We start from the raw sequence: 14051 nt of genomic DNA on the forward strand, positions 1-14051 counted from the left end.
CCACGCGAGCCAGGGACAAGGGCAGTTTTTTCTAGCGGCTTTCCAGTGGTTAAGCCGGAACATGCATCCTAATTTGTACCCAAACCTGAAGTACGCCTTCCATAACAAGCATGGTTTTGACCTGAACGGTATATTGTTTTTCTCTTACCGTGTATACTTTCTGGTTCAACATGATACGGGTCATTTTGCTGTACTCATCGATATTAAATACATCACGACCGCGAAGAACCTCAAGCTCGTCCCCCAGCTTCTGCAGCATGATTTTAAGAGAAGCTTCGTCCGGACCTTTGTCAGACTCTTCAGCGCGCACCTTAATTTCCTTAATGACGGTTTGCCGTTTACTGTATTTTTTCAGCGTTTTGATATCCTCCTCATTCTGATGCAGCTGGAGCTGCAACTCCTGATTGGTTAGCCAAAGTTTGTTATAACTCAGGTGAAATACACCGTTGTATACAGCGCTTCCCGCGATCATTCCCAGGACAAACACGGCTGTCATGCGCATAAGCGGACGGTAGCGTGAAAAAGGCGGAATCCTCATGGGCTCAGTCCCGGTGCCATATTATCCCCGCCCTCCGCCGCATACCCATTTTACGAGTTCGGTTCCCATATGAGCGCCCATAAAGGCCGAGATCAGGTACAAAATTTGCTTGACCGCTGGCGACAGATTGCCGTCGAGAACGTTGCTCTCAATAACACGCATCGGATCGATGGTGCCCCCAACTGCGGCTGCAAGCGCCCATATCTTGATTTTGCCGGAAATATCAAGCATCGTCTGAGTCGGAGGCTGGAGAGAGATAACAGCACCAATTCCTCCGATCATCGCGCCGCCCAGCACAATGCCAAACGCAATAAAGAAATCAAGAATGGCTTTGGATAAAAATGTGCTCACCCGCTAACACCCCTTTCAGACCCAGCAGCGCACCTCCTGTCAGTGGCCCGAAACAGGGGGAGCGGCTTGTACTCTTATTGTATGGGCGTGCCCCCGGACGATATGATAAAATAGAATAATAAAGTACGGTTGTACGTGCTGAAATTGTATTCAGTTATTGTATTCATATAGATGAAAGATAGGCAGCAGCTGGGCTCTGAAGACAGATGCTGCAGCTATCCGCGGCGAAAGGAAGTAACGAACATGAGTTCTTTTGTGCATTTGCACGTTCATAGTGAATATAGTTTGCTGGACGGCGCTGCGCGTATTCCGGATCTCGTGAACCAGGCCGCAGATCTTGGGATGACCACACTCGCATTGACCGATCACGGCGTCATGTACGGCGCTGTTCCCTTTTATAAAGCCTGTATCGAACGAGGCATCAAGCCGATTATCGGTTGTGAGGCATACATGACCGCAGGGTCCCGCAAGGAGCGGGGTAGCCGCAAGGATCAGCCCATTCACCACTTGATTTTGCTGGCGAAGAACATGACAGGTTACCGCAACCTGATGAAATTATGCTCTATTGGGCATTTGGAAGGTTTCCATTACAAGCCACGTATTGATATGGAGAGTTTGGCTGCCCACCACGAGGGCATTATCTGTCTGAGTGCTTGTCTGGGAGGAGAAGTGCCTCAGCATTTGCTGCATGGACGGGAAGAAGAGGCCCGGCGGGCTGCGCTTCGTTATAAACATATTTTTGGTCCTGATTTCTATCTGGAGCTTCAGGATCACGGCCTCGCTGAGCAGAAAAGAGTCAATCCCCAATTGATTCGTCTAGCCGAGGAACTGGATATTCCGCTTGTAGCTACCAATGATGTGCATTACCTGTCCGAAGCGGACGCTGAACTTCAGGATGTGCTCATTTGTATCGGAACCGGGAAAACCGTTGATGATGAGAGTCGTCTTCGGATTGGTACCAATCAGCTGTATTTGAAAAGTGAGCAGGAGATGGCTCGCTTGTTCCCTCATGTGGAAGAAGCGCTGAAGAATACGGTTCGTATTGCCGAATCCTGTGAACTGCAGCTGGAATTTGGCAAGTCCATCTTGCCTGAATACAGACCGCTGCCTGAGGGACAGAGTCCTTCTCAGTACCTGAGAGAGCTATGTGAAAAAGGCATGGAGGAACGATATTCGGGCTCAGAACGCTGGACGGATTCGGCTCTTCGTTCCGAGCTGGAGCAGCGATTGAACTATGAACTTCAGGTCATCGACAGTATGGGATTCTCGGATTACTTCCTGATCGTATGGGATTTTATCGCTTATGCCCATAGACAAGGGATCGTTACCGGCCCAGGGCGGGGTTCTTCGGCGGGAAGCCTTGTTGCTTATACACTGCATATTACCGATGTTGATCCGATGAAATATAACCTGCTCTTTGAACGTTTCCTGAATCCTGAACGTATTTCCATGCCCGATATCGATATCGATTTCAGCGATGAGCGGCGGGATGAGGTTATTGATTATGTCGCAGACAAATACGGAAAAGCACATGTGGCACAGATTATTACCTTTGGTACCATGGCTGCACGTGCAGCAGTAAGGGACGTTGGACGGGCGTTAAATGTACCTTATGGCGAGGTGGATAAGGCGGCGAAGCTTATTCCTGCCCAACTCGGGATCAACATCCGTCGTGCCATGGAAGCAATGCCTGAACTGAAGGCTTTATATGAAACGAAGCCGAAAACCCGTGAACTTCTGGATATGGCCATGAAGGTGGAAGGCATGCCGCGCCATGCGTCCACGCATGCTGCCGGGGTCGTTATATCACGCGATCCTCTGACCGATGCCGTTCCGCTTCAGGAAGGAAGCGAGGGCACTGCGCTAACCCAATACTCGATGGAAAATCTGGAGTCAATCGGGTTGCTCAAGATGGACTTTCTCGGACTGCGAACCCTTTCCATTATTGAACGCTGCCTGCGTTGGATCGGGGAAGAAGGCCAAGTTCCGGATTTCCGCTATATCGCTGATGATGATGCAAAGACGTATGAGATGCTTGGCCGTGGCGACACGATGGGCATATTCCAGCTGGAATCAGCGGGCATGCGTCGTGTGCTGAAGGATCTGAAGCCGACAGTATTCGAAGACATCATCTCCGTTCTCGCTTTGTATCGTCCGGGTCCAATGGAGTTCATCTCCAAGTATATTCAGGGCAAGCATGGAGAGATTGAGGTCGATTATCCCCATGCCGATCTGGAATCTATTCTTAAGGATACGTATGGTATTATCGTCTATCAGGAACAGATCATGCAGATTGCTTCACGCATGGCGGGTTTCTCCCTGGGGGAAGCAGACTTGCTGCGCCGAGCCGTATCCAAAAAGAAACGGGAAGTGCTCGATCTGGAACGTGGACATTTCGTTCAGGGCAGTCTCAAACAAGGTTATAGCGAGGAAGAAGCGGACCTGGTCTATGACATGATCGTGAAGTTTGCCAACTACGGTTTCCCGCGTGCCCACGCCGCGGCATATGGTGTACTGGCGTTCCAGACCGCATATCTGAAGGCTCATTACCCGGTTCATTTCATGGCTTCCATGCTGACCGCTGTTATGGGCAGTCACCGCAAGGTTGCGGAATACGTCGTGGAATGTCGGCGTATGGGGATTGAGGTCCTGCCACCTGACGTCAACGAGAGCGGCATTCTGTTTACTCCAGTTTTTGCAGTACCCGGCAAACCGGCGAACAATCTGACTCACAGGTCCGACATGGACAATGGGAACAACACCGAAAATCATATGTATGATCATCCCGGTCAGGAAGAATATGGCGATGCACCATTGCCGGATGACCCGGGCCCTATGCCCGAAGAAGGTGATGATTCATATGGCTGGCAAGCTTCGACCGTGATGCCTGAAGACTTGAAACAAGAGGGGTTATCTGGAAACGGTAGGGAAGCGTCGGCGATAAAACATGTAGATCAGGATGGAACAGGTTTATCCGGCGGAGTGGACCAGAATCAAGCTGAGGTATTTGCATCAGGCTCTATCCGTTTTGGACTGGCTGCTGTGAAGAATGTCGGAACCCAAGCCATGGAGAGTATCATGCTCGTCCGCAAGGAGCGCCCGTTCGACAGTTTGCTCGATTTTTGTCGCCGCGTTGATCTGCGAGTCTGCAACAAACGTGTCATTGAATCGTTGATTCAGGCGGGAGCTTTTGACACTTTGCCCGGACACCGGGCTCAACTGCTCGCGATGCTGGACGAGACGGTGGAAGCTGCTCTGAAGTGGCGCAAGGAGCGCGAGGATCTGCAGATTCAGCTGTTTGATTTTGTTGAGACGCCCAACTGGGAGATTGAATATCCACAGATTCCTGCGTATTCCGCCACTCAGCAGCTGGAGCTTGAGCGGGAATTGTTGGGTCTATATCTCTCCGGTCATCCGCTTGATGATTATGAAGATGTGCTCGAATCGAGCGGGGCGGACCGGATTATGGAGCTGACCGAAGCAGCCGACGATACGATGGTCGTCGCTGCCGGGATGGTGGTGTCCGTGAAGTCGATCACGACGAAACAGGGTAAGGCCATGGCGTTCATGGAGCTGGAAGACCAGATTGAACGATGCGAAGTGGTTCTCTTTCCCGAAGTATGGCGGCGGAGCCAGCAGCATGTCGGGAAAGGCGAACTGCTCGTCGTGCGTGCCAAAGTACAGCAGCAGGACGAAGGGTTTAAGCTGCTGGCTGAGGAAGTGGCGCCGCTCACACAGGCGGCACTGGAACAGCAGCTGCGCAGCCGCGAACGGCGCGGGAAGCCCGGCAGCGGCAGTCCTTCGCGCCCGGCGGCTCCGGCGGCAAGGCAGCCAGCCGGTGCGGGGGCTGGAGCAGCAGCTGGAGCTGTACGCAGCAGCACAGGCGGAGGGCCTTCAGCAGCGCACCGTGAAGAAGGCGCAGGCAAGGCTGAGGTGACGTCTGCATCGTCGCCAGGCAGTGCCGTTTCTGCCAGTGGATCTGAGCAGATTCGCCGATCTCAGGCCGCACAGCAGCGGGTGTTCGTGAAGATCACACCGCAGTCCGAGAAACCGGAACTGCTGACACGTTTGAAGCAGCTGCTCCAGCAGCACCCGGGTCCGGTTGCAACGGTACTTTTCTATGAGCAGCAGCAGAAGCTGCTCGCTTTAAGCGATGCTTACCGGATTAAACCGTCTCCTACACTGTTCTCCGAGATGGAGCAGATGCTGGGCGAGGGTACAGTTAAAATCAAGTAATGGCCTTGGCAGCGCCCATCGCCAAAGGAGGAACCTGTCTGGTTATGCCGGACGGGTTCTTTTGTTTGGCCAAACCAAGTGAGACTACTGCCTGGAAAGCCTCCTTTAACCCCGGACAGAAGTCCATTTGTGTTTTTTTATGAACGTTTTGCTGGGTAGCCGCATACACTTGAGAACACCGAAGGACCTCGCGGTCCTCGGGGGAGCGATGCGGGAGGTCGAGATATGTCATATGAAATCGTAGAAGCTATGCTGGCCCGGCGGGGTGTACAGATTGATGCAATCGCTGAAATTGTATATCGTCTGCAAAAAGGGTACCACCCGGAACTGACTATGGATGATTGTGTAACCAGTGTGAAGTCGGTACTACAAAAAAGAGAGGTTCAGTATACGCTGTATACTGGCATTGCTCTGGATGAACTGGCTGAAAAACGTCTCTTGCCCCAGCCGCTGCAGGCTATTATGGAAGCGGATGAATCCCTGTATGGAGTGGACGAGACTCTGGCCCTTGGCATTACCCATGTGTATGGCATGATTGGTTTAACCAGTTTTGGTTACCTGGATAAAGAAAAAATAGGCGTCATTCACGATCTGAATGAAGATGGATCAGGCATTCATGTCTTCCTGGATGATCTGGTCGCCGGTCTGGCTGCCGCGGCTTCCGCACGTATTGCCCACAAAAATCTCAATGCTAAAAAATACCCTACCGATTAATAATTTCCTCCCTAGCTGCAGGACATCCAGGGCGGCAGGTGCTGCCCTGGAGTACCTGAATGTCTTATCTCCCTTGCCTAAATATCGGACGAAGTGTTAAGCGTATTGGTTATCCTAGTGGGACAAATGTCCCCCAAGATCCCGTTTTCTCCCCTAAGGTCCTGAACCCTTCCTTGCAGAAAAAAACGGAGGTATGGTATCATTAGTCCAATATACGGGCTCTGAACATTAGCTTAGGGGGCGGACATGGCATGTGGACGGTGATTTACATTGCACCGACAGCAAAGGTTGCGGACAAGATTAAGACCAAGCTTTCGGAAGAAGGTTTTCTGGTACAGACCCGTCCCATCAGTTTATCCAAACAGCAATTTGAGATTCGCGTCCCTTCTGGGGAATTGGAAGAAGTCCAGGAAGTGCTGAATTCAATTCTGCATTCCTGATTTGATTCAACATCAGAGGTGCCTTGGCGAAGAAGAAAGTACCATCGGTACATAAGGGGCTGACCGCGCAAGCGGAGAGAGGAATCGACTTGCATGTATTGTATGCTGCTGTCCTTCCTTCTTTTTTTGTTAGGCTATGGACTGACCAGGCTGCTCCCGGAGACCCTACCGAGACAAGTTCAAGTATTTCGCGCATCAATCTTTCGGTATTACAGGTAACATCAATCGTGCTGATAGAAGCCACTGATTCTTGCCTTATGCCGGCGGATTTTTTTGTTGTGAATGCCTGGACAAGGCCCATTGCAGCGTGTGGGTCGTAAACGGTTCACCGCAGTACCTCTGTAGAAGTCGCTTTTCGCGATGTACTGCAGGGTGCGGCTATCAAATCAACGGCTGGAGAGGTGTAGTTGTGTTCAAAGATATATTCCAAAAAAAACGGAAGTACGCTACCATACCTTCCGAGCGTGCGGTTCGTGGCGAAGGCCAGGAAGTCGTAGAACGTCCAAAGCGTGAAATCCCTGAAGGACTTATGAACAAGTGCAGCAAATGCGGCACGATTCAATATAGCAAGGAATTGGAGAAAAATCTGAAAGTATGCCCTGCTTGCGGCTATCACATGCGCCTGAATGCCATGGAGCGTATTGCCATGGTTTTGGACGAGCAAGGCTTTGTAGAGCTGGATGCCGACATGGTTTCGGTGGATCCGCTTGGTTTTCCGGGATACAGCAGCAAGCTGGAGCAGCAGCGTCTGAAGTCAGGACTGAAGGAAGCTGTAATTACAGGAGAAGGAACAATTGAAGGTTTACCTGTAGTTGTTGCTGTTATGAGTTTTGATTTCTTCACAGGCAGCATGGGTTCTGTTGTAGGGGAGAAAATTACTCGTGCAGTAGAGCACGCGACGGAGAAAAAATTGCCCCTGATTATTTTCTCGACCTCTGGTGGAGCGCGGATGCAGGAGAGTATCCTCAGCTTGATGCAGATGGCCAAAACAAGTGCGGCACTGGCTCGTTTGGATGAACAGGGAGGACTTTATATTTCGGTCATCACGGACCCGACCACAGGTGGGGTATCAGCGAGTTTCGCCAGTCTGGGTGATATCAACATCGCTGAACCAGGTGCCGTATTTGGCTTTGCCGGCCGAATTGTTATCGAGCAAACCATTCGTCAGAAGCTGCCAGAGGATTTCCAGACGGCAGAATTTAATATGCAGCATGGTCAGTTGGACTTGGTGATTCATCGGAAGGAACTTCGTACGACCCTTGCCAAGCTTCTGGATATGCACAGCGAAAAAGGAGGGGTCTAAATGGCGGGTGAGTTGCCATATGAAGCGCCTCTGGTTGAGATGCGCAAAAAGATTGAGGAGCTTGTACAGTTTGGCCAGGAGAAGGGCATTGATTTCACCGATGAAATCGCCCGCCTGGAGGAACGTTATCATAGACTTGAAGAAGAGATTTATTCCGGCATAACGGCAGCTCAGAAAATGCATTTGGCGCGTCATCAACAGCGTCCAACTGCACTTGACCTGATCCAGCTGATTTTTACCGATTTTATCGAACTTCATGGTGATCGGATGTTTGGCGACGATTTGGCCGTCGTTGGCGGCCTTGCGAAACTGAATGGAAGAACGGTAACCGTCATCGGACAACAGCGGGGGAAAGATACGAAGGATAATATCGCCCGCTTTTTCGGGAGCGCGCATCCGGAAGGTTTCCGCAAAGGACTGCGGCTGATGAAGCAGGCGAACAAATTTGGCCGTCCAATTATTACATTTGTTGATACTAAAGGAGCCTATCCGGGTAATACTGCAGAAGAGAGAGGTCAATCGGAAGCCATCGCCCGTAACCTGATTGAAATGGCGAAGCTCACGGTGCCTGTAATTGTTGTGGTTATCGGTGAGGGTGGAAGCGGCGGCGCACTCGCCTTGGCTGTAGGCAATCGTGTACTCATGCTGGAGCATGCCATTTATTCAGCGATCTCTCCGAATGGTGCAGCGTCCATCCTGTGGAAAGATGCGTCCAAGGCAGATCAGGCAGCGGAAGCGATGAAGATAACTGCCAAGGATCTGCTGGGGATGGAAGTTATCGAGGAAATTGTCCCTGAACCACGTGGTGGTGCGCATCGGGATTATGAAGGTGCTGCAGCAGCGATCAGCGAAGCTCTGGTTCGTCATCTGGAAGAGATGAAAGGCTGGAGCGGGGATCAGCTGAAGCAGGATCGGTACGAGAAATTCCGGAAAATCGGATCTGTTACGTTCGAAACTCCAACGCCACCGGCCCCAGTTGAAGCTCCGGAGGAGCCTGTTCGAGTGGATGTAGTGAATAATTTGTCGGGAAATGCAGAATGATGTGACGAATTTCCTATACAAAAGAACGAAAGTATAGTAAATTTAATAGTTGGAAAAAGAAAAAAGACATATACAGAGAGACCTTTTAAAATCGGAGGAAACCCAAAATGCGCAAAACGAAAATTGTATGTACAATCGGTCCATCCAGTGAATCACTGGAGAACACCAAAAAACTGATTATGGCCGGTATGAACGTGGCCCGTCTGAACTTCTCCCACGGTGATTTCGATGAGCACGGCGGACGGATCAAAGCGATTCGCCAAGCATGCGAAGAGTTGAACAAAACCGTAGCAATCCTGCTGGACACCAAAGGACCGGAAATTCGGACAGGTAAACTCGAAGTTGAACCGATTGAACTGGTTCAGGACGAGTACATCACTTTGACAACAGAAGAAATTCTGGGCACCAAAGAACGTCTTTCCATTACGTATGCAGATCTTCCAAATGATGTTGAGCCGGGATCTACAATTCTGATCGACGACGGTCTGATCGGACTGACTGTGGTGGAAGTGCAAGGCACCGAGATCAAATGCCGTATCGTGAACGGCGGAACGATCAAAAGCAAAAAAGGTGTTAACGTTCCGGGCGTTGCCATTTCTCTGCCGGGTATCACTGAAAAAGATGCGAACGATATCGTATTTGGTATCGAGCAAGGTATCGATTTCATCGCGGCTTCTTTTGTTCGTAAAGCAAGTGACGTGCTTGAGATTCGTGAACTGCTTGAGAAACACAATGCTGGACATATCCAAATCATCTCCAAAATTGAGAACCAACAAGGCGTAGACAACCTGGATGAGATCCTTGAAGTGTCTGATGGCTTGATGGTAGCTCGTGGTGATCTCGGCGTGGAAATTCCTGCGGAAGAAGTACCATTGGTACAAAAACGCATGATCGAAAAATGTAATGTTGCAGGCAAACCGGTTATTACAGCTACACAAATGCTGGATTCCATGCAGCGCAACCCACGTCCAACTCGTGCGGAAGCAAGTGACGTTGCGAATGCGATCTTCGACGGAACAGATGCAATCATGTTGTCTGGTGAGACAGCTGCGGGTAAATACCCGGTTGAATCCGTTCTGACAATGTCCCGTATCGCTGAAAAAGCAGAGTCCGCTCTGCCTTATCAAGAGCTGTATCTGAAACAACGCGTTGCACAACAAACAACTGTTACAGAGGCAATCAGCCAATCCGTTGCGCTGTCCGCTCAAGATCTGAACGCAAAAGCGATCATCACTTCGACTGAATCTGGCCATACGGCTCGTATGGTTTCCAAATACCGTCCGGAAGCTCCAATCATTGCTGTGACTACGGAAGATAGAACTTCCCGTCGTCTTGCACTGGCTTGGGGGGTTACACCGGTGAAAGGCAGACGTTGTGACTCAACGGACTCCTTGTTTGAGAATGCAATCGAAGGCGGTTTGAAATCCGGAATCGTCAAAGAAGGTGATCTGGTTGTCATCACTGCGGGTGTACCTCTGGGTCGCTCCGGTTCCACCAACCTGATCAAAGTAAGCCAAATTCCAAACAACGCTTAATTGAACAATTAAGTTTTAGATGGATCAAAACAGGAATGAAGCAATGGGGCAATTGTCCCGTTGCTTTTTTCCATCTTTATGAGACTTTTCACTGAATAAATACGTATAAAGGGTAGACCCAAGGAGGCGGGTAACATGCAAGAACAGCACCATGGAAACTGGTATGCGGCACGTTTGCGTGTGCGCTATCAAGAGAGTGATCAGATGGGTGTGGTCTATCACGCCAACTATTTGAATTGGTTTGAAATCGGTCGAACCGAGATGATTCGCCAAATGGGGTATACATATCGTAAAATGGAGGAACAGGGGCTACTGCTTCCCGTAACTGGACTGGATGTGAAGTATCATAAGCCTGCAAAGTATGATGATGAGATTATGATATTCACCCGAATTGTTGCATTTAGTGGTCTGCGATTAAATTATGAGTACGACGTAAGACGCATGACCGAAGACCTTGCTGTACAATTCGGCATTGGAGAGCAGATATGGGCTTCTGATGAATCGCTTCCGGGAGAACGACTGGTTACAGGCTCTACCCAGCATGTATGGGTGAATGGAGATTGGAAGCCGGTAAGACTGGATAAAGCCGCCCCTGAGCTCTATAGCGCACTGGAGAAAGTGTGGCTCTCAGGAAAGGAGTAATTTGTAATGCGAAAATGGATGTGGGCTATATTATTATTCGTTCCGGTTATTGAATTGTTTGGATTCATTCTGATGAGTGACTGGATCGGAGCCGGGAAGACCTTGCTTCTCATGATTCTCACGTCCTTGATTGGTATAGCGATGCTGCAGTTTGAAGGGCGAAAAGTACTCGTCGATGCCAAAACCGAGATGGAACGCGGTAAAGTGCCTGGACGGAAAATGGTAGACGGACTTTTTATTTTTGTGGGTGGTTTCTTGCTGTTGATTCCGGGGTTTGTTACGGATATCATCGGATTCACCCTTGTATTTCCGTTAACACGTGCTGTGTACCGCTTGTTTTTCCTGGGTTGGCTTGAGAAAAAAATGAAAAACGGCAGCATCACATTCTACCGCCGTCGCTAATATGGTGTTGATTCATTATTAAAGGCTCCTTCGCGCAGATCTTGTTCTGCAGAAGGAGCCTTTTTGATGTATTAAAAAAATGTACAAATGCTATCGGACCCGGCCATTGATAATGTACGTTCTCAGGTCACGCAGCACATTCGCACGATTGAAGGCATCAAGAATGACCAAGCTGACAGGACCGATGATCAGGCCGAGTACGCCAAAGAGCTTCAGTCCAACAAACATGCCCACCAGTGTCGCAAGTGGATCCAGACCTACACTGCTTGCCAGTACCTTTGGCTCAATGATCTGTCTCGCAATCAGTACGATGAGATAAACGACCGAAATACCAATCCCTAGATAGAGGTCTCCGTTCATAAACAGGTATGCTGCCCATGGAACCATGACCAGCCCGACGCCAAGATAAGGAAGAAGATCAACCAGGCCGATTAGCAATGCAATAGTGAAAGCAGACTTCACCTGTAAGATGAGCAATCCAATCATGACAAATACCGCAGTTATTGAAATCATGATCAGTTGAGCACGGGCGTAGCCGAACAATGCTTTCTTTAAGTCGTTCCATATATCCGTAATCGGTTTGCGGATTGAAGAAGGCACCCATCCCGAGACTGTAATGCCGTGGCGCGTCCAGCTTTTGCTAATAAAGAACGTGGAGAGCAGAACGACAATTAATACCGCTCCCATGTTGGGAAGAGAGGTCAGCAGGCCCAAAATCATATTGAAAAATCCGGTAACCAGATCGCTGACAGCCGTACCTACCGTTTCGGTTGTTTTGCTGATATTGCTGTTGATCGTTTCCTGATAGTTAGGATTTTCCTTATAAAATTCGTTAATCTGTCCGATCAGGTTCTGGATCGTATCGTTTTGGGTCCAGCGGACAAAGGTTTCCTTAATCTCGTCCACATGCAGGTCAAAACTCGTGGTGAGTGATATCACTTCTTTTACCATCCGGGTTACTGCTGCGGAAAGTATCACAACGATTGCCCCGAAATAGACAATCAATGAAAGGGTTACGGCTAACCAGCGTGGAAAGCGGGCTTTGTCCTGAAGCAGCTTCACCAGCGGATTCATCGCATAAGCGATAATCCATGCGATGACAAAGGGGTATAAAAGCGGGAACAGCACGTATATGGCAAAGGCGATCAGAACGGTCGCAATAATGACCCACAAGCCGCGCAGCAGGCGTTTCATAATAATTCTGTCCAAACGTCACGTCTCCTTCTAACAATTTCGATCAGCATAGAAGCTATCTAGTTAATATAGAGCAATTGCAGCGTTTTGAAACGTTTGTTTGGCTTGCCAAAGAGCATTTATTTTCTTTTGCCTAGAGTATGCCAGAACACACGGATATATAGCAATATTCATCGCGCAGGTACACAGAATTATATAAATAGGATAAAATGTCAACCTTGTTTTTGTAAAGGCTTTCAAAAATGATTTATAGGCGTGATAAAGAAGTTTGATGTGCGAATGGCCTTTGGTGATGTTCACATAACCGACAAAATCCAGTATGATGTTATAAGGAAATACCGATTGACAGATAAGAAACCCGAATTTTGACGGTTTTACTATTTAATGAATTGTAAATGTTTTCAACACCAATTATTATGCTATTCTAAGAGCTTCATCATGCTTTGTGGTTTCTTGATTTCGTTTATTAAAGGAGAGATGTAATATGACAGCTACCAAAGGTCTGGAAGGCATCGTTGCAACAACCTCTTCGATCAGTTCCATTGTAGACGGTGTACTTACATACCGTGGCTACAATATTGACGATTTGGCTGAACATGCAAGCTTTGAAGAAGTTGCTTATTTGCTGTGGTTCGGCAAATTGCCCAATACGGATGAATTGAAATCCCTTCGTAAAAGCCTGAGCGATTACGCGCCGATTCCGAGCGAGTTGATTGCACAAATCCAATTGTATCCGAAAAACATGAGTACCATGGCAGCACTGCGTTCTGCAGTATCCGCTCTGGGACTGTATGATGAGCAGGCTGACGAGATGACAGCTGAAGCTAATGAAAATAAAGCGGTCAAGTTACAAGCTCAATTGCCAACGATTGTGGCAGCCATCGCCCGCATCCGTCAGGGAAAAGAGCCTGTGGCTCCTAAAGAAGGCGCTTCCATCGCTGAGAATTTCCTGTACATGATGACAGGTGAAGAACCTTCCGATACGGCAGTTAAAGCGCTGGATCAGGCTCTGGTTCTGCACGCGGATCATGAACTGAATGCTTCGACGTTTGCAGCACGGGTAACCGTAGCTACGCTCTCCGACATTTATTCAGGCGTAACTTCCGCTATTGGCGCACTGAAGGGACCCCTGCATGGTGGTGCGAACGAAGCCGTCATGAAAATGCTCAATGAGATTGGCACGCCAGATCGTCTGGAAGCAGCGATTCAGGAGAAGCTGAACAATCGTGAGAAAATCATGGGCTTCGGACACCGTGTATACAAAAATGGTGATCCACGTGCCAAACACCTGCAGAAGATGTCCAAAGAGCTGGGCACCATGAACAATGACACCCGCCTTTATGAGATGTCTGTGAAGATTGAAGAACTGGTTACCGGGCAAAAAGGGTTGAAGCCGAACGTGGATTTCTATTCCGCTTCCGTGTATACCCAGCTGGGTATCGAACAGGAACTGTTCACGCCGATCTTTGCCATCAGCCGGGTATCCGGATGGACAGCACATATTCTGGAGCAGCTTGCGGATAACCGCATTATTCGTCCGCGTGCAGAATATACAGGTCCAACGGATCAGCGTTACATTTCAGTTGAGCTTCGCTAATAGACGGAAAACCAGTATAATAAACTGGATGGGGTGAAGGGTCCCGAAAACTGGCAGC

12 protein-coding genes are annotated in these 14051 nt (G+C 49.2%); 9 read left to right on the forward strand and 3 right to left on the reverse strand.

The genetic code is table 11. The features are described 5' to 3' along the window. Positions 1-49: 49 nt before the first annotated feature. Together MHB82_RS09540 and MHB82_RS09545 are read right to left on the reverse strand one after the other, a co-directional pair. Complete coding sequence (locus tag MHB82_RS09540) at positions 50-538, reverse strand: hypothetical protein (protein WP_095359015.1); 489 nt, start codon at positions 536-538, stop codon at positions 50-52. A gap of 21 nt (positions 539-559) precedes the next feature. Next, a complete protein-coding gene (locus tag MHB82_RS09545; RefSeq protein ID WP_095288133.1) occupies positions 560-889 on the reverse strand; it encodes a YtrH family sporulation protein in 330 nt (109 codons plus the stop codon). A 243-nt stretch (positions 890-1132) separates the two neighbouring features. Here MHB82_RS09545 and MHB82_RS09550 point away from each other — a divergent pair, with 243 nt between their 5' ends. The 8 genes from MHB82_RS09550 (at position 1133) to MHB82_RS09585 (ending at position 11202) form a co-directional block, all read left to right on the forward strand. Beyond that, complete coding sequence (locus MHB82_RS09550) at positions 1133-5125, forward strand: DNA polymerase III subunit alpha (RefSeq protein WP_341174529.1); 3993 nt, start codon at positions 1133-1135, stop codon at positions 5123-5125. Positions 5126-5350: 225 nt separating this feature from the next. Beyond that, positions 5351-5839 carry a phosphatidylglycerophosphatase A family protein gene (locus MHB82_RS09555; protein ID WP_095288131.1) on the forward strand — a complete coding sequence of 163 codons (489 nt, stop codon included), beginning with the start codon at positions 5351-5353 and terminating at the stop codon, positions 5837-5839. 251 nt (positions 5840-6090) lie between these two features. Then, the gene (locus tag MHB82_RS09560; RefSeq protein WP_017689496.1) at positions 6091-6279 is read left to right on the forward strand and encodes a hypothetical protein; all 189 of its coding nucleotides are present in this window, start codon (positions 6091-6093) and stop codon (positions 6277-6279) included. 409 nt (positions 6280-6688) lie between these two features. Further along, positions 6689-7582 (forward strand): acetyl-CoA carboxylase, carboxyltransferase subunit beta, encoded by an 894-nt coding sequence (gene accD / locus MHB82_RS09565; protein ID WP_095359012.1) that lies wholly within the window; start codon positions 6689-6691, stop codon positions 7580-7582. Then, complete coding sequence (locus MHB82_RS09570) at positions 7583-8623, forward strand: acetyl-CoA carboxylase carboxyltransferase subunit alpha (RefSeq protein ID WP_341174530.1); 1041 nt, start codon at positions 7583-7585, stop codon at positions 8621-8623. Positions 8624-8730: 107 nt separating this feature from the next. Next, on the forward strand, positions 8731-10158 hold the full coding sequence (gene pyk, locus MHB82_RS09575; RefSeq protein ID WP_095288128.1) for a pyruvate kinase: 1428 nt from the start codon (positions 8731-8733) through the stop codon (positions 10156-10158). 135 nt (positions 10159-10293) lie between these two features. Further along, on the forward strand, positions 10294-10800 hold the full coding sequence (locus MHB82_RS09580; RefSeq protein ID WP_095359010.1) for an acyl-CoA thioesterase: 507 nt from the start codon (positions 10294-10296) through the stop codon (positions 10798-10800). 6 nt (positions 10801-10806) lie between these two features. Then, complete coding sequence (locus tag MHB82_RS09585) at positions 10807-11202, forward strand: FxsA family protein (protein ID WP_110821036.1); 396 nt, start codon at positions 10807-10809, stop codon at positions 11200-11202. A 90-nt stretch (positions 11203-11292) separates the two neighbouring features. Here MHB82_RS09585 and ytvI read toward each other — a convergent pair whose 3' ends face one another. Beyond that, entirely contained in the window at positions 11293-12411 is a 1119-nt protein-coding gene (ytvI, locus tag MHB82_RS09590) for a sporulation integral membrane protein YtvI (RefSeq protein WP_095359008.1), read from the reverse strand. 469 nt (positions 12412-12880) lie between these two features. Between ytvI and citZ the strand changes: the two genes are divergently transcribed. Further along, a complete protein-coding gene (citZ, locus tag MHB82_RS09595; protein ID WP_095359007.1) occupies positions 12881-13993 on the forward strand; it encodes a citrate synthase in 1113 nt (370 codons plus the stop codon). Positions 13994-14051: the final 58 nt, after the last annotated feature.

Source organism: Paenibacillus sp. FSL K6-2862 (assembly GCF_038005125.1).
GTDB lineage: Bacteria > Bacillota > Bacilli > Paenibacillales > Paenibacillaceae > Paenibacillus > Paenibacillus illinoisensis_A.